The organism is Pseudomonas sp. HMSC063H08 (assembly GCF_001813645.1).
Lineage (GTDB): Bacteria > Pseudomonadota > Gammaproteobacteria > Pseudomonadales > Pseudomonadaceae > Pseudomonas > Pseudomonas aeruginosa.
The window spans coordinates 1-20,909 of record NZ_KV813615.1; the positions used below are offsets into that span (position 1 = coordinate 1).

Annotated in this window: 20 protein-coding genes; 12 read left to right on the top strand and 8 right to left on the bottom strand. The window is 68.8% G+C overall.

What is annotated here, in order from left to right; genetic code table 11:
* The first annotated feature begins 410 nt into the window (after window positions 1-410).
* The 8 genes from pqqA to HMPREF2924_RS28950 all read left to right on the top strand — a co-directional run bounded on the left by pqqA (window position 411) and on the right by HMPREF2924_RS28950 (window position 8,452).
* Complete coding sequence (gene pqqA, locus HMPREF2924_RS28915) at window positions 411-482, top strand: pyrroloquinoline quinone precursor peptide PqqA (RefSeq protein WP_003106462.1); 72 nt, start codon at window positions 411-413, stop codon at window positions 480-482.
* A 52-nt stretch (window positions 483-534) separates the two neighbouring features.
* Window positions 535-1,449 (top strand): pyrroloquinoline quinone biosynthesis protein PqqB, encoded by a 915-nt coding sequence (gene pqqB, locus HMPREF2924_RS28920; RefSeq protein WP_003113495.1) that lies wholly within the window; start codon window positions 535-537, stop codon window positions 1,447-1,449.
* 9 nt (window positions 1,450-1,458) lie between these two features.
* Window positions 1,459-2,211, top strand: coding sequence for a pyrroloquinoline-quinone synthase PqqC (gene pqqC, locus HMPREF2924_RS28925; protein ID WP_003111679.1), 753 nt, complete (start codon window positions 1,459-1,461; stop codon window positions 2,209-2,211).
* Window positions 2,208-2,486 carry a pyrroloquinoline quinone biosynthesis peptide chaperone PqqD gene (pqqD, locus tag HMPREF2924_RS28930; RefSeq protein WP_003088542.1) on the top strand — a complete coding sequence of 93 codons (279 nt, stop codon included), beginning with the start codon at window positions 2,208-2,210 and terminating at the stop codon, window positions 2,484-2,486. Before pqqC ends, pqqD begins: the two co-directional genes overlap by 4 nt.
* Window positions 2,458-3,603 (top strand): pyrroloquinoline quinone biosynthesis protein PqqE, encoded by a 1,146-nt coding sequence (gene pqqE, locus HMPREF2924_RS28935; protein ID WP_003119136.1) that lies wholly within the window; start codon window positions 2,458-2,460, stop codon window positions 3,601-3,603. Before pqqD ends, pqqE begins: the two co-directional genes overlap by 29 nt.
* 4 nt (window positions 3,604-3,607) lie before the next feature.
* Window positions 3,608-5,434, top strand: coding sequence for an alpha/beta hydrolase family protein (locus HMPREF2924_RS28940; protein WP_003132249.1), 1,827 nt, complete (start codon window positions 3,608-3,610; stop codon window positions 5,432-5,434).
* Between the two features lie 86 nt (window positions 5,435-5,520).
* Window positions 5,521-6,684, top strand: a complete 1,164-nt coding sequence (ercA, locus tag HMPREF2924_RS28945) for an alcohol dehydrogenase-like regulatory protein ErcA (RefSeq protein ID WP_003088548.1) — start codon at window positions 5,521-5,523, stop codon at window positions 6,682-6,684.
* Entirely contained in the window at window positions 6,668-8,452 is a 1,785-nt protein-coding gene (locus HMPREF2924_RS28950) for a PAS domain-containing hybrid sensor histidine kinase/response regulator (RefSeq protein WP_003132247.1), read from the top strand. The genes ercA and HMPREF2924_RS28950 overlap by 17 nt, the downstream gene beginning before the upstream one ends.
* Here HMPREF2924_RS28950 and HMPREF2924_RS28955 read toward each other — a convergent pair.
* The 6 genes from HMPREF2924_RS28955 to HMPREF2924_RS28980 form a co-directional block, all read right to left on the bottom strand.
* Window positions 8,397-9,605 carry an MFS transporter gene (locus tag HMPREF2924_RS28955; protein ID WP_003132244.1) on the bottom strand — a complete coding sequence of 403 codons (1,209 nt, stop codon included), beginning with the start codon at window positions 9,603-9,605 and terminating at the stop codon, window positions 8,397-8,399. The genes HMPREF2924_RS28950 and HMPREF2924_RS28955 overlap by 56 nt on opposite strands.
* A gap of 124 nt (window positions 9,606-9,729) precedes the next feature.
* Window positions 9,730-10,293, bottom strand: coding sequence for a putative glycolipid-binding domain-containing protein (locus HMPREF2924_RS28960; protein WP_003132242.1), 564 nt, complete (start codon window positions 10,291-10,293; stop codon window positions 9,730-9,732).
* Entirely contained in the window at window positions 10,290-10,646 is a 357-nt protein-coding gene (locus tag HMPREF2924_RS28965; protein ID WP_003132239.1) for an MmcQ/YjbR family DNA-binding protein, read from the bottom strand. The genes HMPREF2924_RS28960 and HMPREF2924_RS28965 overlap by 4 nt, the downstream gene beginning before the upstream one ends.
* Before the next feature lie 18 nt (window positions 10,647-10,664).
* Window positions 10,665-10,943 carry a peptidylprolyl isomerase gene (locus tag HMPREF2924_RS28970; protein ID WP_003088559.1) on the bottom strand — a complete coding sequence of 93 codons (279 nt, stop codon included), beginning with the start codon at window positions 10,941-10,943 and terminating at the stop codon, window positions 10,665-10,667.
* Between the two features lie 57 nt (window positions 10,944-11,000).
* Window positions 11,001-12,956 (bottom strand): acetoacetate--CoA ligase, encoded by a 1,956-nt coding sequence (locus HMPREF2924_RS28975; protein ID WP_003132237.1) that lies wholly within the window; start codon window positions 12,954-12,956, stop codon window positions 11,001-11,003.
* A gap of 67 nt (window positions 12,957-13,023) precedes the next feature.
* Entirely contained in the window at window positions 13,024-13,944 is a 921-nt protein-coding gene (locus HMPREF2924_RS28980) for a LysR family transcriptional regulator (protein WP_003120214.1), read from the bottom strand.
* A gap of 131 nt (window positions 13,945-14,075) precedes the next feature.
* Between HMPREF2924_RS28980 and HMPREF2924_RS28985 the strand changes: the two genes are divergently transcribed.
* The 4 genes from HMPREF2924_RS28985 (at window position 14,076) to HMPREF2924_RS29000 (ending at window position 18,433) form a co-directional block, all read left to right on the top strand.
* Window positions 14,076-14,774, top strand: coding sequence for a CoA transferase subunit A (locus tag HMPREF2924_RS28985; protein ID WP_003088566.1), 699 nt, complete (start codon window positions 14,076-14,078; stop codon window positions 14,772-14,774).
* Window positions 14,775-14,808: 34 nt separating this feature from the next.
* Window positions 14,809-15,465: a CoA transferase subunit B gene (locus HMPREF2924_RS28990; RefSeq protein WP_003088567.1), complete on the top strand. Its 657-nt coding sequence runs from the start codon at window positions 14,809-14,811 to the stop codon at window positions 15,463-15,465.
* A gap of 149 nt (window positions 15,466-15,614) precedes the next feature.
* Window positions 15,615-16,796, top strand: coding sequence for an acetyl-CoA C-acetyltransferase (locus HMPREF2924_RS28995; RefSeq protein WP_003128848.1), 1,182 nt, complete (start codon window positions 15,615-15,617; stop codon window positions 16,794-16,796).
* 212 nt (window positions 16,797-17,008) lie between these two features.
* Window positions 17,009-18,433, top strand: a complete 1,425-nt coding sequence (locus HMPREF2924_RS29000; protein ID WP_003088572.1) for a short-chain fatty acid transporter — start codon at window positions 17,009-17,011, stop codon at window positions 18,431-18,433.
* Between the two features lie 190 nt (window positions 18,434-18,623).
* Here the strand turns inward: HMPREF2924_RS29000 and bdhA are convergent, their stop codons facing one another.
* Both bdhA and HMPREF2924_RS29010 read right to left on the bottom strand, forming a co-directional pair.
* Entirely contained in the window at window positions 18,624-19,394 is a 771-nt protein-coding gene (gene bdhA / locus HMPREF2924_RS29005) for a 3-hydroxybutyrate dehydrogenase (protein WP_003111365.1), read from the bottom strand.
* A gap of 33 nt (window positions 19,395-19,427) precedes the next feature.
* Window positions 19,428-20,819: a GntP family permease gene (locus HMPREF2924_RS29010; RefSeq protein ID WP_003088575.1), complete on the bottom strand. Its 1,392-nt coding sequence runs from the start codon at window positions 20,817-20,819 to the stop codon at window positions 19,428-19,430.
* Window positions 20,820-20,909: the final 90 nt, after the last annotated feature.

A 20,909-nucleotide genomic window follows, 5' to 3' on the forward strand; every position in this document is an offset into this window, starting at 1 on the left:
AGACCAAGAACCTGCTGGTGAGCTACGACATCGACCCGCTGGGCTTCTTCTGAGCGGTCCTCAGCCGCCGCGGATCGCTCCGACCCGCGGCCTTTCCGCCAAGGCACCTGCGGGTGCGCTCGTCCCGCGTCCCGACGCGGCTTTCCCCATGGCGGGTTCTGGCGCGACGCGGCCCTGGCCGCGTCTTTTTTTTCGCCTCGCCGCCGCCCCGGCATGGACTAGGCTTCTGCCCTGCACCAGGGCGAACCAGGCGGGCGCAACGGCGATCTCCCGGCGAACCTTGGGCGGAACAGGCAGTCCCTACCAAATCAGGGGGAAAACTCCTTCGAAAGTCTCATTCGGAGCGAGCCCCGCTGATGTTTAACTCGACCTGCCGGAATCGCCCGGCCCCACCAGAGAGGATCGACCCCATGTGGACCAAGCCCAGCTTCACCGACCTGCGTCTCGGTTTCGAAGTGACCCTCTACTTCGCCAACCGCTGATCCATTCGGCCCCGGTCTTCCGGGGCCTCCCTCCAGCCCGCGGGGCAGACCCATGCACATCCGTATTCTCGGTTCGGCCGCCGGCGGCGGCTTCCCCCAGTGGAACTGCAACTGCCGCAACTGTCGCGGGGTCCGCGACGGCAGCGTAGCGGCCCAGCCACGCACGCAATCCTCCATCGCCCTGTCCGACGACGGCGAGCGCTGGATCCTCTGCAACGCCTCGCCCGACATCCGTGCCCAGATCGCCGCCTTCCCGGCCCTCCAGCCGGCGCGTCGGCCGCGCGATACGGCGATCGGCGCGATCGTCCTGCTCGACAGCCAGATCGACCACACCACCGGCCTGCTCAGCCTGCGCGAAGGCTGCCCGCACGAAGTCTGGTGCACGCAGATGGTCCACCAGGATCTCAGCGAAGGCTTCCCGCTGTTCCCCATGCTTTCCCACTGGAACGGCGGCCTGCGCCACCGGCCGATCGCCCTCGATGGCGAGCCTTTCGCCATCCCGGCCTGTCCGCGCCTGCGCTTCACCGCGATCCCCCTGCGCAGTAGCGCGCCGCCGTATTCCCCGCATCGCGGCGATCCGCATCCGGGCGACAACATCGGCCTGTTCGTCGAGGACCTCGATAGCGCCGGTGCGCTGTTCTATGCACCGGGCCTCGGCGAGGTGGACGAGGCGCTGCTCGAATGGATGCGCCGCGCCGACTGCCTGCTGGTGGACGGTACGCTCTGGCGCGACGACGAGATGCTGGTCTGCGAGGTCGGCGACAAGCTCGGCCGGCAGATGGGGCACCTGGCGCAGAGCGGGCCGGGCGGCATGCTCGAGGTGCTGGCGAAGGTGCCGGCCGCGCGCAAGGTGCTCATCCACATCAACAACACCAATCCCATCCTCGACACCGCTTCGGCCGAACGCGCCGAGCTGGATGCCAGTGGCATCGAAGTGGCCTGGGATGGCATGCACATCCAGCTGTAGGGGGCCAACATGAGCCGTGCCGCCATGGATCGCGCCGAATTCGAACGGGCGCTGCGCGACAAGGGACGCTACTACCATATCCACCATCCGTTCCATGTCGCGATGTACGAGGGCCGTGCCAGTCGCGAACAGATCCAGGGCTGGGTGGCGAACCGTTTCTACTACCAGGTCAACATCCCGCTGAAGGACGCGGCGATCCTGGCCAACTGTCCCGACCGCGAGGTCCGCCGCGAGTGGATCCAGCGTATCCTCGACCACGACGGCGCCCCCGGCGAGGCGGGCGGCATCGAGGCCTGGCTGCGTCTGGCGGAAGCGGTGGGCCTGGAGCGCGAGCAGGTGCTCTCCGAGGAGCGGGTGCTGCCCGGCGTGCGCTTCGCCGTCGACGCCTACGTCAACTTCGCCCGTCGCGCCAGTTGGCAGGAGGCGGCGAGCAGTTCGCTGACCGAACTCTTCGCCCCGCAGATCCACCAGTCGCGGCTGGACAGCTGGCCGCGCCACTATCCGTGGATCGAGGCGGCCGGCTACGAGTATTTCCGCAGTCGCCTGGCCCAGGCCCGGCGCGACGTCGAGCACGGCCTGCGGATCACCCTGGAGCACTATCGGACCCGCGAGGCACAGGAACGCATGCTGGATATCCTGCAATTCAAGCTGGACGTGTTGTGGAGCATGCTCGACGCGATGAGCATGGCCTACGAACTCGAACGCCCGCCGTACCACACGGTGACCCGCGAGCGGGTCTGGCATCGGGGGCTGGCATCATGAGCCTGCCGTCGCTCGACAGCGTGCCGATGCTGCGCCGGGGCTTCCGCTTCCAGTTCGAACCGGCCCAGGACTGCCATGTGCTGCTCTACCCCGAAGGCATGGTCAAGCTCAACGACAGCGCCGGGGAAATCCTCAAGCTGGTCGATGGCCGCCGCGACGTGGCGGCCATCGTCGCGGCGCTGCGCGAGCGTTTCCCCGAAGTCCCCGGCATAGACGAAGACATCCTGGCGTTCCTCGAGGTGGCCCATGCGCAATTCTGGATCGAGCTGCAGTGAAAGCGTGGGGCCGCCGCTCTGGCTGCTGGCCGAGCTGACCTATCGCTGTCCGTTGCAGTGCCCGTACTGCTCGAACCCGCTGGAATTCGCCCGCGAGGGCGCCGAGCTGAGTACCGCGGAATGGATCGAGGTGTTCCGCCAGGCTCGCGAGCTGGGCGCCGCACAGCTCGGTTTCTCCGGCGGCGAGCCGCTGCTGCGCCAGGACCTCGCCGAACTGATCGAGGCAGGGCGCGGCCTGGGCTTCTACACCAACCTGATCACCTCCGGCATCGGCCTCGACGAGGCACGCCTGGCGCGCTTCGCCGAGGCCGGGCTGGACCACGTGCAGATCAGCTTCCAGGCCGCTGACGAAGAAGTGAACAACCTGCTCGCCGGCTCACGCAAGGCCTTCGCCCAGAAACTGGCGATGGCCCGCGCGGTGAAGGCGCACGGCTATCCGATGGTGCTCAACTTCGTCACCCACCGGCACAACATCGACAACATCGAGCGGATCATCCAGCTGTGCATCGAGCTGGAAGCCGATTACGTCGAACTCGCCACTTGCCAGTTCTACGGCTGGGCCGCGCTGAACCGTGCCGGGCTGCTGCCGACCCGCGCCCAACTGGAGCGCGCCGAGCGGATCACCGCCGAATACCGCCAGCGGCTGGCCGCCGAAGGCAATCCGTGCAAGCTGATCTTCGTCACCCCCGACTACTACGAGGAACGGCCGAAGGCCTGCATGGGCGGCTGGGCCAGCGTATTCCTCGACATCACCCCCGACGGCACCGCGCTGCCGTGTCACAGCGCGCGGCAATTGCCGGTGCAGTTTCCCAACGTGCGCGAGCACAGCCTGCGCCACATCTGGTACGAATCGTTCGGCTTCAACCGTTACCGCGGCGACGCCTGGATGCCCGAACCCTGCCGTTCCTGCGAGGAGAAGGAGAGGGACCACGGCGGCTGCCGCTGCCAGGCGTTCCTCCTCACCGGCGATGCCGACGCCACCGACCCGGTCTGCGCCAAGTCGGCACGGCACGACCTGATCCTCGCGGCCCGTCGCCAGGCCGAGGAGGCGCCGCTTGGCCTGGACGCGCTGACCTGGCGCAACCAGCGCGCGTCACGCCTGATCTGCAAGGCCTGAGGCAATGGTCGACTACGGTGACTGGCCGAGCGACTGGAGCGCCGCGCGCGCGGTGGCCGCCGGGCGCGATTTCAGCGAGCTGAAGGCGGCCCATGGCGGGCTGGCCTGGGTGGAATTCGATCCGGCCAGCGCGCGCTCGCGCCTGTACCTGTGGCGCGACGGCGTGCTGGAGGAGCCCACCGCGCCGGACGGCTCGGTGCGCAGCCGGGTCTACGAGTACGGCGGCGGCGCCTGCTGCGTGACGCTCGACGGGCTGGCCTGGGTCGACGAAACCGACCAGCAGGTACGCCGCTGGCGAGCGGGCGGTGCAGCCCAAGTGCTGGGCGGCGGGGCGCAGTGTCGCTACGGCGACCTCGCCTACGTCGATGCCTGGGATGCCCTGCTGGCGGTGGAAGAGAGCCATGGGCCGACCGGGGTCGTGCATCGCATCGTGCGCCTGGACGCCGATGGCGCGCGCCGGGTGCTGGTCGAGGGCGCCGATTTCTACGCCGCGCCGCGTGCCGCCGGCCAGGGGCGGCGGCTGGCCTGGATCGAATGGGACCGTCCGCACCAGCCCTGGACCGAGACCCGCCTGGGCCTGGCGGAGAATGGGCGTACGCGCTGCCTGGCCGGAGCCGGAGGCGGCGAGTCGATCCAGCAACCACGCTTCGATCCCGCCGGCCGCCTTCACTGGCTGAGCGACCGCGACGGCTGGTGGCGTCCCTGCGCCGAGGTCGCGTTGGCCGGTCGCTTCGCCGATGCCGACCACGCTGGCGCGCCCTGGCAACTGGGCGCTTGCAGCTACCTGCCGCTGGGAGAGGGAAGGCTGCTGCTCAGTCGCGTCGAGGTCGGCGGCGGGCAACTGTTCCTGCGCGAAGCGGACGGCAGCGAGCGGCGCCTGGCCGCGGACTGGAACCGGTTCGCCGGACTGGCCGCGGACGCCCGGGCGTTCTACTGCATCGCGGCGGCGGCCGGACGCCTGCCGGCGCTGCTGGCGATCCACCGCGACGACCTGCGCGTCGAGGTGCTGCGTGGCGGCGAGCGACCGCTGGCGGAGGACGACCTGTCGCATCCGCAGGCCTTCGTCTATGACCTGGGCAACGGCGAAAACGGCCACGGTTTCTTCTATCCGCCGCGCAATGCCCGCCGCCGCGTCGATCCCCGACGACCAGCGCCGCTGCTGGTGTGGCTGCATGGCGGACCGACCTCGATGCATTCGCCGGCGTTCGATGCCGGCCTGCAATTCTGGACCCAGCGCGGTTTCGCCGTGGCGGCGCTGAACTACCGGGGCAGCAGCGGCTACGGCCGCGCCTATCGGCAGCGCTTGCGCGGCCAGTGGGGGCGCCTGGAGTTGCGCGATATCGAGGCCGCGCTGGCGCGGCTGGACGCGGAGGGACGGATCGACCGCGCCCGGGTCTTCGTCCGTGGCGCCAGCGCCGGAGGCTACAGCGCGCTGCGCGCCCTGGCTTGCCTCGATGGCCTGCGCGGCGGTGCCAGTCTCTATGGGGTCAGCGATCCGTTGGCGCTGGCGCGTTGCACCCACAAGTTCGAAGGCGACTACCTCGACTGGCTGATCGGCGACCCGCAGCGCCAGCGCCGTCGCTACCTGGCGCGTAGCCCGGTGCTGCAGGCCGGGCGCATCCGCGCGCCGGTGGTGTTCTTCCAGGGCGGGCTCGACGCGGTGGTGGTGCCGGAGCAGACCGAGGCGATGGTCGCCGGCCTGCGGCGCAGCGGCGTGCGCGTGGAGTGCCACCGCTATCCGCAGGAGCGCCACGGTTTCCGCCAGCCGGCCAATCGCGCCCATGCGCTGCTGGCGGAATGGCGCTTCTACCTGGGCTTGCTGGAGGATTGAAAGGACCCGCCAAGGTCGCATTGCAATAACCGACGAATGCAGTAGGCTGCCGGCAATGTCCGATAACAATAAGAATGGTCTGTCAGATGAGCCACGACCTCAGCCAACTGCGTAAATTCGTCTCGCCCGAGATCATCTTCGGCGCCGGCTGCCGGCACAGCGTCGCCAACTACGTGAAGACCTTCGGTGCGCGCAAGGTCCTGCTGGTCTCCGACCCCGGCGTGCTCGCCGCCGGCTGGGTCGCCGACATCCAGGCAAGCCTGGAGGGACAGGGCATCGACTACTGCCTGTATACCGACGTTTCGCCCAACCCCCGGGTCGACGAGGTGATGCTCGGCGCCGAGTTCTATCGCAGCGAGGGCTGCAACGTGATCGTCGCGGTGGGCGGCGGCAGCCCGATGGATTGCGCCAAGGGCATCGGCATCGTCGCCGCCCATGGCCGCAGCATCCTCGAGTTCGAAGGCGTCGACCGGCTGCGGGTGCCGAGTCCGCCGCTGATCCTGATCCCGACCACCGCCGGGACTTCGGCGGACGTCTCGCAGTTCGTGATCATTTCCAACCAGGACGAGCGCATGAAGTTCTCCGTGGTGAGCAAGGCGGTTGTGCCTGACGTCTCGCTGATCGACCCGGAAACCACGTTGACCATGGATCCCTTCCTTTCCGCCTGTACCGGCATCGATGCACTGGTACACGCCATCGAGGCGTTCGTCTCCACCGGCCACGGGCCGCTGACCGATCCCCACGCGCTGGAAGCGATGCGCCTGATCGATGGCAATCTGGTACAGATGATCGCCAACCCCGGCGACATCGCCCTGCGCGAGAAGATCATGCTCGGGAGCATGCAGGCCGGGCTGGCCTTCTCCAACGCCATCCTCGGCGCGGTGCATGCCATGTCGCACAGCCTCGGCGGCTATCTCGACCTGCCCCACGGCCTGTGCAACGCGGCGCTGGTCGAACACGTGGTGGCGTTCAACTACAGCGCCGCGCCGGAACGCTTCAAGGTGATCGCCGAGACCTTCGGCATCGATTGCCGCGGCCTGACCCAGGGGCAGGTCCGCCAGCGCCTGGTGGACCACCTGATCGCCTTCAAGCACGCCGTGGGTTTCCACGAGAGCCTCGCCCTGCACGGGGTCGGCAGCTCCGACATTCCTTTCCTCTCGCGCCACGCGATGCAGGACCCGTGCATCCTTACCAACCCGCGCGAGTCGAGCCAGCGCGATGTCGAGGTGGTCTATGGCGAGGCCCTCTGAGCAGCAGCAGGAGGCCCTGGCCGGGTTACTCGGCCTGGGCAGCCACTCCGCGCGCAAGAGCCACTACCCGGAGCTGCTGGCGCGCCTGGAGGAGCTGGAGGCCGAGCGCAACCGCTACAAATGGCTGTTCGAGCACGCGGTGCACGGCATCTTCCAGGCCAGCCTCGGCCAGGGGCTGCGCGCCGCCAATCCGGCGCTGGCGCAGATGCTCGGCTACGACGATCCGCAACAGGTGCTCTGGTCGCTGGAGGACATGGCCGGGCAACTGTTCGTCGGCGGCGAGGCCGAGATGCGGCGGATCCGCGCGCTGCTGCGCGAGCGCGGCGGCCTGTTCGGCTACGAGACGCGCCTCTGGCGCAGGGACGGCAGTCACATCGAGGTATTGATGAACCTGCTGCTCAGGCACGACGAGGAAGAGTTGGTCGAAGGTTTCGTCGCCGACATCACCGAACGGGTCCAGGCCCAGCAGCGCCTGCAGACCATGAACGAGGAACTGGAGCGGCGGGTAGCCGAGCGCACCCACGAGCTGGAAGAACTCAACCGCCAGTTGCGCCAGGCGCGCGACGCCGCCGAAGCCGCCAACCACAGCAAGGACAAGTACCTCGCCGCCGCCAGCCACGACCTGCTGCAACCGCTCAACGCGGCGCGGCTGCTGGTCGACACCCTGCGTGAGCGGGGCCTGCCGGCCGCCGAACTGCAACTGGTGGAGCGCACCCAACTGGCCCTGGAAGGCGCCGAGACCTTGCTCACCGACCTGCTGGAAATCGCCCGGCTCGACCAGAGCGCGATCCGTCCGGACCTGGACGACTTTTCCCTCGACGAACTGCTCGCTCCGCTGGCCTCGGAGTTCGAGGAAGTCGCGCGTGCCGCCGGCCTGGCCCTGCGTGCGCGGATTCCACGACTGGCAGTGCGCACCGACGCGCGCCTGCTGTCGCGGATCCTGCGCAACTTGCTCAGCAACGCCTGCCGCTACACCGAGCGCGGCAGCGTGCTGCTGGGGGCGCGCCGGCGTGGCGGCAAGGTACGCCTGGAGGTGTGGGACACTGGCCGGGGCATCCCCGCCGACCAGTTGCAGGCGATCTTCCTCGAGTTCAACCAACTGGACGCCGGGCGCGCTTCCGAGCGCCGTGGCGTCGGACTCGGGCTGGCCATCGTCGACCGTATCGCCGGCATCCTCGGCTACCGCATCGAGGTGCATTCGACTCCAGGCCGAGGCTCGCTGTTCGCCATCGAGGTGCCGCTGGTCCGCAAGCCAGCGCGGCCAGTGCCCGGCGAGGCGACTGCGCGGCTTTCGGCCGGCGATCCGCTGCCGGGACGGCGGCTGCTGGTGGTGGACAACGAGACCGAGATTCTCTTCAGCATGTCCGCGCTGCTCGGCCAGTGGGGCTGCGAGGTGCTTACCGCCACCGACCTGGAAGGCGCGCGCAAGGCGCTCGATGGCCGCGCGCCGGATGCGATCCTGGTCGACTACCACCTGGACCACGGCGCTACCGGTTGCCAGTTGCTGGGCGCCTTGCGCGAGGACTACGGCGCGGAGATCGCCGCGGTGATGATCACCGCCGACCGCAGCGACGATTGCCGCCGCGCGCTGGCCCGCCTGGGCGTGCCGCTGCTCAACAAGCCGCTGAAGCCCGGCAAGTTGCGCGCGGCGCTAAGCGCCTTGCTCGGCGAGGCCCAGGGCGCTCCCCGCGGCGCCGGAGAAGGTGCAGGTCCTAGCCCGGCCGGCGGCTGCGTCGGTGCAGCGCAATGGCCAGGGCCAGCCCGCTGAGCGAGGCCAGGCAGGCGAAGAGGAACATCGAGCGGAAGCCGAACAGGTTGGCGACGAAGCCCACCAGCGGCCCGGTGATGCCCAGCGACAGGTCGACGAACAGCGAGTAGGCGCCCAGCGCCGCGCCACGGTTGGAAGCCGGTACCAGGTTCACCGCTTCCACGCCGAACGCCGGGAACACCAGGGAGAAGCCGAAGCCGGTGAGGGCCGCGCCGGCCAGGCCGGCCCAGGGATTCGGCGCGCTCCACAGCAACAGCAGGCCGAGGCTTTCGACGCCGAGGCAGATGATCGCCACGCGGAAGCCGCCGAGCCGGTTGATGCTATTGGCGAACAACAGCCGGGCGCCGATGAAGCAACCGCCGAAGGCACTCAGGCAGAGCACTGCGTTGGCCCAGCCACGGCTGGCGTAGTAAAGGGTGATGAAGGTGGCGATGGTGCCGAAGCCGATCGCCCCCAGCGCCAGGCCCATACCGTGCGGGGTGACCCGGCCGAGCACATGGTGGAACGGCAGTCGCTCGCCGTGCACCAGCGGCGCCGGCAACTTCGGCCAGGCCAGGGCGAAGCCGAGTGCCCCGAGCAGGACGATGGACGCGCCCATGCTCCACAGCCCCAGCCACTGCACCAGCAGCACCCCTAGCGGCGCCCCGAGGGCGATGGCGCCGTAGCTGGCGATGCCGTTCCAGGAAATCACCTTGGCGGTGTGTGGCGCGCCGACCCGGCCGATGCCCCAGCCGATCGCCGCCGAGCCGACCAGGCTTTCCGCCGCGCCGAGTACCAGGCGGCCGACCAGCAGGCTGGCCAGGCTCAGCGCCGGCCAGCCCTGGATCGCCACCGAGAGCAGCATGAACAGCCCGCTCGCGGCGCTGCCGGCCATGCCGTAGAGCACCGCGCGCTTCGGCCCGAGGCCGTCGATGACGCGCCCGGCGTAGGGCCGGGCGAGCAGGGTGGCGAGGTACTGCAGGCTGATCACCAGGCCGGCCAGCACCGAGCCGTAGCCGAGGTCGTCGTGCACGTAGCCGGGCAGCACCGCCAGCGGGATGCCGATGGTCAGGTAGCCGATGAAGGTGAACATCACCACCGAGACGATCTGCAGGGTGACGTTTTGCCGGGCGCTGTCCTGCGCCGGCGGGATGGGGCGGATATCGACGGACATGTGGGAAACGCGGTCGCAGTGGGTTGTCGCGGTCCGCCATGATGACCGTTGCGGATGACGAATGAAAGCAGGCTAACGGATTCGCCGGGCTATCGGCGACGCGCGGTGCCCGGCGCTAGCGCGTTCAGAGACGCTGGAAGAGACCCGGGTAATCGATCACCAGGCCCTGTTCGTCCACCAGCAGTACCGCTTTGAACGCGCTGCCTTCGAGGTTCTCGTAGAGGTAGTGGCTGGCGTCCAGGCGGGTGTATGCCTGGCGCATGCTACGCGGCTCCAGGGCCGGGGCCTCGATGTAGAGCGCGCGGATTTCCGCGCGCTGGCCATCGGCCAGGCCCAGGCGGCGGATCGGGAAGGTGTTGGTGAAGGGGCTTGGCCAGAGATCGATGTCCAGGCAACCGTCGAATGCCGGTAGCGCTTCGCCGTCGCCGTCCTGCCAGTGGCCGCGGCCATCGGCGAGCAGGTGCAGCTTGCGCACCCCGGTTTCGCTTTCGACGTGGAACACCGCCTCACGCAGATGCCAGTCGGCGTCCCAGCGCAGCCGGTAGTCCAATTGGTAGGGCAGGCCGCTGCGTTCGTCCGGCGCGCGCAACTGGCTTTCCGCCTGGTCGTCCTCCAGGCGCAGGGCCTCCCAGCTGGACGACGGCGAGCGCCACAGGCCGGCCCAGGTGTACAGACGGTCGCGACTCATGTGTCGAGTACCAGGCCGAGGCGCTGGCGCTTGGGCAGGCGCGCCACCACCAGTTGATGGGAACGGACCAGGGCCTCGCGCAACTCCGCCGCCTTCATCGGGTAGGGGCGGGCCATGACGATCCAGTGCGCGCGCGCCAGGTAGGGCGCCGGACGGATGCCGGGGCGGTCGACATAGCCGAGGAACAGCTCGCTGCCGACCTTGAAGGCCAGGCCGCCGTCCTTGTCGACGAAGTCGAGGATGGCGAACATCTTGTTGCCGGCCACCGAGAACACCCGGTTCGAACCCCACTTGAGGTCTTCCCGGGCGCCGGGCAGTTGCAGGCAGAAGGCGGCGACCTGGTCGGCGGTCATGGACGCTCCGGTGGCGGTTCAGTCGCGGAAATACACTTCCAGGAGATGGTAGCCGAACTGGCTCTTCAGCGGACCCTGGAGCACGCCCACGGGTTTCCTGAAGATGGCATTGTCGATGGACCTGACCATCTGCCCCGGACGCACCTCGCCGAGGTCGCCGCCGCGCTTGCCAGACGGGCAGGTCGAATGCTTCTTCGCCAGTGTGGCGAAGTCCTCGCCCTTGGCCAGGCGCTGCTTCAGTTGGGCGGCCTCGGCTTCGGTCTTGACCAGGATGTGGCGGGCCATGGCGACGGGCATGGGATTACCTTTTGCGGTAGCACGGAACGCGCATTCTAGCCCAGGCTCGCCGCGGCTTCAGTCGCGCAGTTCGGCGAGGTCGCGATAAAGCTCCAGCGCCTGCGGGTTGGCCAGGGCGTCGGTGTTCTTCACCGGGCGGCCGTGGATCACGTTGCGCACCGCAAGCTCGACGATCTTGCCGCTCAGGGTGCGCGGGATATCGGCGACCTGGATGATCTTCGCCGGTACGTGGCGCGGCGTGGCGTTGGCGCGGATGGTCTGGCGGATGCGTTCACGCAGCGGCTCGTCGAGTCGCACGCCGTCGCGCAGGCGGACGAACAGCAGCACACGCACATCGCCCTGCCAGTCCTGGCCGATGGCGATGGACTCGAGGACTTCCTCGACCTTTTCCACCTGGCGGTAGATTTCCGCGGTGCCGATGCGCACGCCGCCGGGATTGAGCACCGCGTCGGAGCGGCCGTGGATGACCAGCCCGCCGTGGGCGGTTTCCTCGGCGTAGTCGCCATGGGCCCAGACGCCGGGAAAGCTGGCGAAGTAGGCGTCGTGGAACCTGGAGCCATCCGGGTCGTTCCAGAAGCCCAGCGGGATCGACGGGAAATGCCGGGTGCAGACCAGCTCGCCCTTGCCGCTGGCGAGGCGGCGGCCGTCGTCGTCCCAGATTTCCACGGCCATGCCCAGCGCCTTGCATTGCAGTTCGCCGCGCCACACCGGCAGCACCGGGTTGCCGATGGCGAAGCAGGAAACGATGTCGGTGCCGCCGGAGATCGACGACAGGCAGAGGTCGCTCTTCAGCTCGCGATAGACGTAATCAAAGCTTTCGTGGGCCAGCGGCGAACCGGTGGAGAGCAGTGTCCTCAGGCTGTCCAGGCGGTGGCTGTGGCGCGGGCGCACGCCGGCCTTCTCGAGCGCCGCCAGGTACTTGGCGCTGGCGCCGAACACGGCGATGTCCTCGGCGTCGACGAGGTCCAGCAGGCGCTCGGGGCCGGGGTGGAACGGCGAGCCGTCATAGAGCACCAGGCTGGCGCCCACCGCCAGGCCGGAGGCCAGCCAGTTCCACATCATCCAGCCGCAGGTGGTGTAGTAGAACAGCCGGTCGCCGTCGCCCAGGTCGGTGTGCAGGCCGTGCTCCTTGAGATGTTGCAGGAGCACGCCGCCGGTGGCATGGACGATGCACTTGGGTACCCCGGTGGTGCCCGACGAATAGAGGATGTACAGCGGCTGCTCGAAGGGCACCGGGGTGAAGACCGGCTCGCCCTCGGCCTGGTAGAACCCGTCCCACAGCGCGACACGCGCCTGGCAGCGGTAGTCCTGCGGCTGCGCCTGCGGACGGTCGTAGGGCACCACCAGCAGTTGCTCCAGGCCGGGCAGGCCGGCGAGCACCTCGTTGAGCTTGGCGGTCAGGTCCAGCGACTTGCCGGCGTAGCGGTAGCCGGCGCAGGCGATCAGCACCCGCGGTTCGATCTGGCCGAAGCGGTCGATCACGCCCTGGGTGCCGAAGTCCGGCGAGCAGCTCGACCAGGTGGCGCCGAGGCTGGCGGTGGCGAGCATGCCGACCACGGTCTGCCAGGTGTTCGGCATCAGCGCGGCGACCCGGTCGCCGGGGCCTATGCCCAGGGCGGCGAGGCGCTTCTGCAGGCCCGCCACGTGACGGGCCAGTTCGGCGTGGCTGAGCACCTCGCGGCGACCGTCTTCGCTCACCGCGATCAGCGCCGGGGCATCATCGCGGCGGCGCAGCAGGTGTTCGGCGAAATTCAGCGTGGCGCCGGGGAACCAGCGCGCCGAGGGCATCTGCGTGCCTTCCTCGAGGACCGCACGCGGCGGTTGCTGGAAGCGCACCGCGAAGAAGTCGACGATGGCCTGCCAGAACGCCTCGCGCCGCTCCACGCTCCAGGCATGCAGCGCCGGGTAGTCGGCCAGGCCGAGGGCATGGCGCTGGTTGACGAAGCGTCGGAAGGCCTCCATGCGACTGGCGGCGATGCGTTCGGCGGAAGGGCTCCAGAGCGGTGCGGGCATGGCGTGTCCGTCCTTGTTGTTGTTCCGGGACATGCAGGAAGCATAACCGGACCCGCCGCTGCCTGCCTCACTCCGTGGACTGGTCCTGCGGCAGCGCCAGCGAGCGCCAGTCGGTGCCATGCAGCAGCACGTCGCTGAGGGCCTGGGCGGCGGTGGACAGCTTGTGCTCGCTCAGCCGCAGCAGGCCGACCCGTCGCTGCACCTGCGGCGCGTAGAGCGGCAGGCAGCGCGCGCCGAGTTCCTGCATCTGCTGGATGCACAGGGTCGGCACGGCGCTGACACCCAGTCCCTGGGCGACCATCCGCCCGACCGTGACCAGTTGGTGGCTCTCGAACGCCACCGGCAAGCGGCCGTGCTCGGCGGCCACGCTTTCTTCCAGGAGCAGGCGCACCGCCGAGGGGCGTTGCAGGGTAATGAAGGGCTCGCCGAGCAGTTCGCGCCAACTGACCCGCTCCTGCCCGGACAGCGGCGAGCCGGCCGGCACCACGGCGACGAAGCGGTCGCTGTAGAACGGGGTGAACTCGAGGTTTTCCAGGGACTCCGGCTCGAAGGCGATGCCCAGCTCGACGCGTCGGTTGCGGACCATCTCCAGCACCTGCTCGTTGATCACGTCGTGCACCGCCACGTTGACCCGCGGGTGGCGTTCGCGAAAGGTCTTCAAGACCAGCGGCAGCAGGTTGCCGGCGAAGGAGGGCATGGCGGCGATGGAGACCTTGCCCAGTTGCAGGGTGAAGTGCTGGCGCAGCAATTCCTCGGTATTGTCCCAGTCGGCCAGCAGGCGCAGCGCCAGCGGCAGCAGGGTCTCGCCCTCGGGGGTGAGGCTGACGCTGCGGGTGGTACGTTCCAGCAGCGGACCGCCGAGGCTTTCCTCCAGGCTCTTGATCGCCAGGCTCAGGGCCGGCTGGGAGAGGTGCAGGCGTTCGCCGGCCTGGGCGAAGCTGAGGCTCTGCGCCACGGCGAGGAAGGCGCGCAACTGCTTGACGGTCATTTATTTGTTTTTCTCATCAATGGATTGGAAAAACAAACTTAACAAATCAGTCCGCAGCGGAGAAGCTCTGTGCGACCCGGCAGTCAGACTGCCGCACGCACAATCACAAGAGCCGGAAGAGGCACAGCAGCATGAGCGGACTCGACAAGCGAGTAGGCAGTTACGAAGAGGCCCTCGAAGGCCTGACCGACGGCATGACCGTCCTCGCCGGGGGCTTCGGCCTCTGCGGGATTCCCGAGAACCTGATCGCGGAAATCCGCCGGCGCGGGGTCAGGGACCTCACGGTGGTCTCGAACAACTGCGGCGTCGACGGTTTCGGCCTCGGCGTGCTGCTGGAAGACCGGCAGATCCGCAAGATGATCGCCTCCTACGTCGGCGAGAACGCCCTGTTCGAGCAACAACTGCTCAGTGGCGAGCTGGAAGTCGAACTGACCCCGCAAGGCTCGCTGGCCGAGAAGATCCGCGCCGGCGGCGCCGGCATCCCGGCCTTCTTCACCGCCACCGGCTACGGCACCCCGGTCGCCGAGGGCAAGGAGGCGCGCGAGTTCAATGGCCGCCACTACATCCTCGAACCGGCCATCACCGGCGACTTCGCCATCGTCAAGGGCTGGAAGGCCGACCATTTCGGCAACGTCGTCTATCGCCACACCGCGCAGAACTTCAACCCGCTGGTCGCCACCGCCGGGCGCATCACGGTGGTCGAGGTGGAGGAGATCGTCGAGCCCGGCGAACTGGACCCGACGCAAATCCACACCCCCGGCATCTACGTCGACCGGATCATCCAGGGTCGCTTCGAGAAACGCATCGAGAAACGCACGCTGCGCGCCTGACGGCGGCCGCTACAACGACAAGAGGTTTCCCCAGATGGCACTTACCCGCGAACAGATGGCGCAGCGCGTGGCGCGCGAATTGAAGGACGGCTACTACGTCAACCTCGGCATCGGCATCCCGACCCTGGTGGCCAACTACGTGCCGGAGGGCATCGATGTCATGCTCCAGTCGGAGAACGGCCTGCTCGGCATGGGCGCGTTCCCCAGCGAGGCGGAAGTCGACGCCGACATGATCAACGCCGGCAAGCAGACCGTGACCGCCCGCGTCGGCGCGTCGATCTTCGACTCGGCGCAATCCTTCGCCATGATCCGTGGCGGCCACGTCGACCTCACCGTGCTCGGTGCCTTCGAGGTGGACGTGCGCGGCAACATCGCCTCCTGGATGATCCCCGGCAAGCTGGTCAAGGGCATGGGCGGCGCCATGGACCTGGTGGCCGGCGCCGAGAACATCATCGTCACCATGACCCACGCCTCCAAGGACGGCGAGTCCAAGCTGCTGCCGTACTGCACCCTGCCGCTGACCGGTTGCGGTTGCATTCGCAAGGTGCTCACCGACCTGGCCTACCTGGAGATCGAGGACGGCGCCTTCATCCTCCGCGAGCGCGCCCCCGGGGTCAGCGTCGAGGAGATCGTGGCGAAGACCGCCGGCAAGCTGATCGTCCCCGAGCACGTGCCGGAAATGAGTTTCTGAATCGCGGCCCGCGCGGCCGGCGCCTCCACGCAAGGCGCCGGCCGCGCGGACCGTCCTTTCCAGAGGGCGTAGGATAGGAGGCTGTCGCACCGCCTACGTCCACCCGCAGCGATTCGGCCCGGCCACGGGCGAATCCAGGAGAACCATCCATGCAAGACGTCGTCATCGTCGCCGCTACCCGTACCGCCGTCGGCAGCTTCCAGGGCTCGCTGGCCGGCATTCCCGCCCCCGAGCTGGGCGCCGCGGTGATCCGCCGCCTGCTCGAACAGACCGGTCTCGATGCCGGCCAGGTCGACGAAGTGATCCTCGGCCAGGTGCTCACCGCCGGTTCCGGGCAGAATCCGGCGCGCCAGGCGGCGATCAAGGCCGGCCTGCCGGTCGGCGTGCCGGCCATGACCCTGAACAAGGTCTGCGGCTCCGGCCTCAAGGCCCTGCACCTGGGCGCCCAGGCGATTCGCTGCGGCGACGCCGAGGTGATCGTCGCCGGCGGCCAGGAGAACATGAGCCTGGCGCCCTACGTCATGCCCGGCGCCCGCACCGGCCTGCGCATGGGCCATGCGAAGCTGGTCGACAGCATGATCGAGGACGGCCTGTGGGACGCCTTCAACGACTACCACATGGGCATCACCGCCGAGAACCTGGCGGAGAAGTACGGCCTGACCCGCGAGGAGCAGGACGCCTTCGCCGCCGCTTCGCAGCAGAAGGCCATCGCCGCCATCGAGGGCGGGCGCTTCCGCGACGAGATCACGCCGATCCAGGTCCCGCAGCGCAAGGGCGAGCCGCTGAGCTTCGACACCGACGAGCAGCCGCGCGCCGGCACCACCGTCGAGGCCCTGGCCAAGCTCAAGCCGGCCTTCAGGAAGGACGGCAGCGTCACCGCCGGCAACGCCTCCAGCCTCAACGACGGCGCCGCCGCGGTATTGCTGATGAGCGCGGCCAAGGCCAAGGCCCTGGGCCTGCCGGTGCTGGCGCGGATCGCCAGCTACGCCAGCGCCGGGGTCGATCCGGCGATCATGGGCGTCGGCCCGGTCTCCGCCACCCGTCGCGCGCTCGACAAGGCCGGCTGGGGCCTGGAGCAACTGGACCTGATCGAGGCCAACGAGGCCTTCGCCGCGCAGTCCCTGGCGGTGGGCCGGGAACTGGGCTGGGATGCCGCCAGGGTCAACGTCAACGGCGGCGCCATCGCCCTTGGCCACCCGATCGGCGCGTCCGGCTGCCGGGTGCTGGTGACCCTGCTGCACGAGATGATCCGTCGCGACGCGAAGAAGGGCCTCGCCACCCTGTGCATCGGCGGCGGGCAGGGCGTCGCCCTGACCCTGGCCCGCGACTGATCCATCGACCTGCCGCTCGCGGCGTGATCGCGCCATGTCCTTTCGCGGGGGCATGGCGCGCTCGTGTCCAGGGAACGAGCGGCGGACGGCCTTGACCGTCCGACCGGCCCCGTACCGTTCCGCCCCTCGGGACGGCCGGGTGCCCAGGGAGCCGTAGCACACACAGGCGGCCCCGTAGTCGCCGAATAACAATAAAACCGAGAGAATCCGCGATGACCGCTATCCTTCCCATCCAAGAAAGCCGCTCCGCGCGCTTTGCCATGCGTTGCTCGAACTGGGCCGAGCGCTGGTTTCCCGACTCCTGGGTGTTCGCCGCCCTGGCCATCCTCATCGTCAGCCTGGCCGCGCTGGCCATGGGCGCCGGACCGACCGCCACGGCGAAAGCCTTCGGCGACGGTTTCTGGAGCCTGATCCCGTTCACCATGCAGATGGCCTTCGTGGTCATCGGCGGCTATGTGGTGGCCAGTTCAGGCCCCGCCTCGCGTCTCATCGACCTGCTCGCGCGGGTGCCGAAGAATGGCCGCTCGGCGGTCTGCTGGGTAGCGCTGGTGTCGATGCTCGCCTCGCTGCTCAACTGGGGCCTCAGCCTGGTCTTCGGCGGCCTGCTGGTACGCGCCCTGGCGCGCCGCAGCGACCTGCGCATGGACTACCGCGCCGCCGGCGCCGCGGCCTACCTCGGGCTGGGCGCGGTGTGGGCGCTGGGCCTGTCGTCGTCGGCCGCGCAGTTGCAGGCCAACCCGGCCAGCCTGCCACCGTCGATCCTGGCGATCACCGGGGTGATCCCGTTCACCGAGACCATCTTCCTCTGGCAGTCCGGGGTCATGCTGCTGGCGCTGATCCTGGTCTCGCTGGTGATCGCCTACATGACCGCGCCGAGCGCCGCCAGCGCCCGCGACGCCAAGGATTGCGGGGTCGACGTGAGCTTCACCGCTCCGGCCAGGCTGGCGCCGACCCGGCCCGGCGAGTGGCTGGAGCACAGCCCGTTGCTGATCATCCTGCTGGTACTGCTGGCCGGTGGCTGGCTGGTCCACGAGTTCTCGACCAAACCGGCGATCCTGGCGATCTCCGGGTTGAACACCTATAACCTGCTGTTCCTGATGCTCGGCGCGTTGCTGCACTGGCGCCCGCGCAGCTTCCTCGACGCGGTGGCGCGCGCGGTGCCGACCACCACCGGGGTGCTGATCCAGTTCCCGCTGTACGGCTCGATCGCGGCGATCATGACCACGGTCAACGGCAGCGACGGCGAGACCCTGGCCCACCATATCTCGACCTTCTTCGTACAGATCGCCTCCCACGACACCTACGCGCTGCTGATGGGCGTGTACTCGGCGGTGCTGGGCTTCTTCATTCCCTCCGGCGGCGGCAAGTGGATCATCGAGGCGCCGTACGTGATGCAGGTGGCCAACGAGCTGCAATACCACCTCGGCTGGGCGGTGCAGATCTACAACGCCGCCGAGGCGCTGCCGAACCTGATCAACCCGTTCTACATGCTGCCGTTGCTCGGCGTGCTGGGGCTGAAGGCGCGCGACCTGATCGGCTTCTCGTTCGTCCAGTTGCTGGTGCACATCCCGCTGGTGCTGGTGCTGCTCTGGGCCCTGGGCAGCACCCTGGCGTACATCCCGCCGGTGATGCCGTAGCGCATCGCACCCCCCGATAACTTCCTCTCCCTTCAGGGAGGAGGTTGGGGACCGGGCAGCCGCGCCGGGAGACGAGGTATCGGCGGATAACGCCTGTGGCGTTATCCGCCCTACGCAATGGGGCGGGCGAACTCCGGATGGTTCCCTCTCCCTTCAGGGAGAGGGTCTGGGGAGAGGCTGGCCGCCCCGGCTACTGCGCCACCCAGCCGCCATCCATGTTCCAGGCCGCGCCGCGCACCTGGTCGGCGGCTTCGCTGCAGAGGAACAGCGTCAGCCCGCCGAGTTGCTCGGGGGTGACGAAGGCCAGCGAGGGTTGCTTTTCCGCCAGCAGGTCGTGTTCCGCCTGTTCGGGCGAGACGCCCTCGGCGATGCGCGCGTCGATCTGCTTCTGCACCAGCGGGGTCAGCACCCAGCCGGGGCAGATGGCGTTGCAGGTCACCGGCGTGCGCGCCGTTTCCAGCGCCACGCTCTTGGTCAGGCCGAGCACGCCATGCTTGGCGGCGACGTAGGCGCTCTTCCCGGCCGAGGCGACCAGGCCGTGGGTCGAGGCGACGTTGACGATCCGCCCCCAGCCGCGCGCGAGCATGCCCGGCAGGGCCAGGCGGGTGGTATGGAACACCGAGGACAGGTTGATCGCGATGATCGCGTCCCAGCGTTCCATGGGGAATTCCTGCACCGGCGCCACGTACTGGATGCCGGCGTTGTTGACGAGGATGTCGACGCCGCCGAAGGTCCGCTCGGCGAAGGCCATCAGTTCGCCGATCTGCTCCGGGCTGGAGAGGTCGGCCGGGTGGTGCTCTGCGCGCACGCCGTGGGCGCGGACCTGCGCCAGCGCCGCGTCGACCTCACCGAAGCCGTTGAGGAGCAGGTCGGCGCCGGCCTCGGCCAGGCTCAGGGCGATGCCCAGGCCGATGCCGCTGGTGGAACCGGTGACCAGGGCGGTCTTGCCTTTCAGGGTCATGCTGTTTCTCCCGCTGGATGAAAAAAGGGCGGATCAGACCAGGCCGGTGGCGTAGAACAGTCCGATGACGAAGAACACCGCCAGGGTCTTGATCAGGGTAATGCCGAAAATGTCCTTGTACGCCTCCCGATGGGTCAGGCCGGTGACCGCCAGGAGGGTGATCACCGCGCCGTTGTGCGGCAGGGTATCCATCCCGCCGCTGGCCATGGCGGCGACCCGGTGGAGGACTTCCAGGGGGATCTGCGCGGCGTTGGCGGCGGCGATGAAGGTATCGGACATCGCCGCCAGGGCGATGCTCATGCCGCCCGACGCGGAACCGGTGATGCCGGCCAGCAGGGTGACGGTGATCGCTTCGTTGACCAGCGGATTGGGAATGCTCTTGAGCGCGTCGGCCAGCACCAGGAAGCCCGGCAGCGAGGCGATCACCGCACCGAAGCCGTATTCCGAGGCGGTGTTCATCGCCGCCAGCAGCGAGCCGGCCACCGCGCTGCGGGTGCCTTCGGCGAGGCGGCTGCGGATCGCCGCGAAGCCGCTCGCCAGCACCAGCAGGATGCCCAGCAGCAGGGCCGCCTGCACTGCCCAGATCGCGGTGAGCTTGCCGACCTCGGTCTGCAACGGCGTGGCCATGCCGGCCAGTTGCAGGGTATGGACCTGGCCGTACCATTGCGGGATCCAGTGGGTGAACAGCAGGTTGGCGACCCCGACCAGCACCAGCGGCGAGAGCGCCAGCCAGGGATTCGGCAGGCGCAGGTCATCGGCGGTCTCCGGCTCGTTGCGCAGGTCGCTGCCGTAGCCTTCGCCGTTGCGCCGCGCCTTGTTCGCCTGGCGTCGCAGGTAGAGCATGCCCACGGCGAAGACGAACAGCGCGCCGAGGGTGCCGAGCCAGGGCGCGGCCCAGGCGTGGGTGCCGAAGAAGGTCGAGGGGATGATGTTCTGGATCTGCGGGGTGCCGGGCAGCGCGTCCATGGTGAAGGAAAACGCGCCGAGGGCGATGGTCGCCGGAATCAACCGCTTGGGGATGTCGCTCTGGCGGAACATCTCCGCGGCGAACGGGTAGACCGCGAACACCACCACGAACAGCGAGACGCCGCCGTAGGTGAGCAGCGCGCAGACCAGTACGATCACCAGCATCGCCTGGCGGGTGCCGAGCAGGCGGATCGCCGCCGCGACGATGGAGCGGGAGAAGCCGGCCAGCTCGATCAGCTTGCCGAACACCGCGCCAAGCAGGAAAACCGGGAAGTAGAGCTTGATGAAACCGACCATCTTCTCCATGAACACCCCGGTGAAGGTCGGCGCGACCGCGCTGGGATCGGTGAGCAGGACGGCGCCGAGGGCGGCGAGGGGGGCGAACAGGATGACGCTGTAGCCCCGGTAGGCGGCCAGCATCAGCAGGCCCAGGGCGGCAAGGGCGATGATCACGCTCATCGGGCATATCTCCACGGCGCTGCGGGGCGCGCTTCGCATGGGGAAGGCGCTCCGGGCCTGTTTCTTGTTGTCGAACGGTGCGGGCACCGG

Excerpts from the sequence above, each read along its gene's own strand:
- HMPREF2924_RS28985 (WP_003088566.1), top strand. The coding sequence starts at position 14,076 with ATGAGCGGACTCGACAAGCGAGTAGGCAGTTACGAAGAGGCCCTCGAA.
- HMPREF2924_RS28970 (WP_003088559.1), bottom strand. The coding sequence starts at position 10,943 with ATGCCCGTCGCCATGGCCCGCCACATCCTGGTCAAGACCGAAGCCGAG.
- HMPREF2924_RS28950 (WP_003132247.1), top strand. The coding sequence starts at position 6,668 with ATGGCGAGGCCCTCTGAGCAGCAGCAGGAGGCCCTGGCCGGGTTACTC.
- HMPREF2924_RS29000 (WP_003088572.1), top strand. The coding sequence starts at position 17,009 with ATGACCGCTATCCTTCCCATCCAAGAAAGCCGCTCCGCGCGCTTTGCC.
- pqqB (WP_003113495.1), top strand. The coding sequence starts at position 535 with ATGCACATCCGTATTCTCGGTTCGGCCGCCGGCGGCGGCTTCCCCCAG.
- HMPREF2924_RS28990 (WP_003088567.1), top strand. The coding sequence starts at position 14,809 with ATGGCACTTACCCGCGAACAGATGGCGCAGCGCGTGGCGCGCGAATTG.
- pqqD (WP_003088542.1), top strand. The coding sequence starts at position 2,208 with ATGAGCCTGCCGTCGCTCGACAGCGTGCCGATGCTGCGCCGGGGCTTC.
- HMPREF2924_RS28955 (WP_003132244.1), bottom strand. The coding sequence starts at position 9,605 with ATGTCCGTCGATATCCGCCCCATCCCGCCGGCGCAGGACAGCGCCCGG.
- HMPREF2924_RS29010 (WP_003088575.1), bottom strand. The coding sequence starts at position 20,819 with ATGAGCGTGATCATCGCCCTTGCCGCCCTGGGCCTGCTGATGCTGGCC.
- HMPREF2924_RS28975 (WP_003132237.1), bottom strand. The coding sequence starts at position 12,956 with ATGCCCGCACCGCTCTGGAGCCCTTCCGCCGAACGCATCGCCGCCAGT.
- HMPREF2924_RS28980 (WP_003120214.1), bottom strand. The coding sequence starts at position 13,944 with ATGACCGTCAAGCAGTTGCGCGCCTTCCTCGCCGTGGCGCAGAGCCTC.
- bdhA (WP_003111365.1), bottom strand. The coding sequence starts at position 19,394 with ATGACCCTGAAAGGCAAGACCGCCCTGGTCACCGGTTCCACCAGCGGC.
- HMPREF2924_RS28960 (WP_003132242.1), bottom strand. The coding sequence starts at position 10,293 with ATGAGTCGCGACCGTCTGTACACCTGGGCCGGCCTGTGGCGCTCGCCG.
- pqqC (WP_003111679.1), top strand. The coding sequence starts at position 1,459 with ATGAGCCGTGCCGCCATGGATCGCGCCGAATTCGAACGGGCGCTGCGC.
- pqqE (WP_003119136.1), top strand. The coding sequence starts at position 2,458 with ATGCGCAATTCTGGATCGAGCTGCAGTGAAAGCGTGGGGCCGCCGCTC.
- HMPREF2924_RS28940 (WP_003132249.1), top strand. The coding sequence starts at position 3,608 with ATGGTCGACTACGGTGACTGGCCGAGCGACTGGAGCGCCGCGCGCGCG.
- ercA (WP_003088548.1), top strand. The coding sequence starts at position 5,521 with ATGAGCCACGACCTCAGCCAACTGCGTAAATTCGTCTCGCCCGAGATC.
- HMPREF2924_RS28995 (WP_003128848.1), top strand. The coding sequence starts at position 15,615 with ATGCAAGACGTCGTCATCGTCGCCGCTACCCGTACCGCCGTCGGCAGC.
- HMPREF2924_RS28965 (WP_003132239.1), bottom strand. The coding sequence starts at position 10,646 with ATGACCGCCGACCAGGTCGCCGCCTTCTGCCTGCAACTGCCCGGCGCC.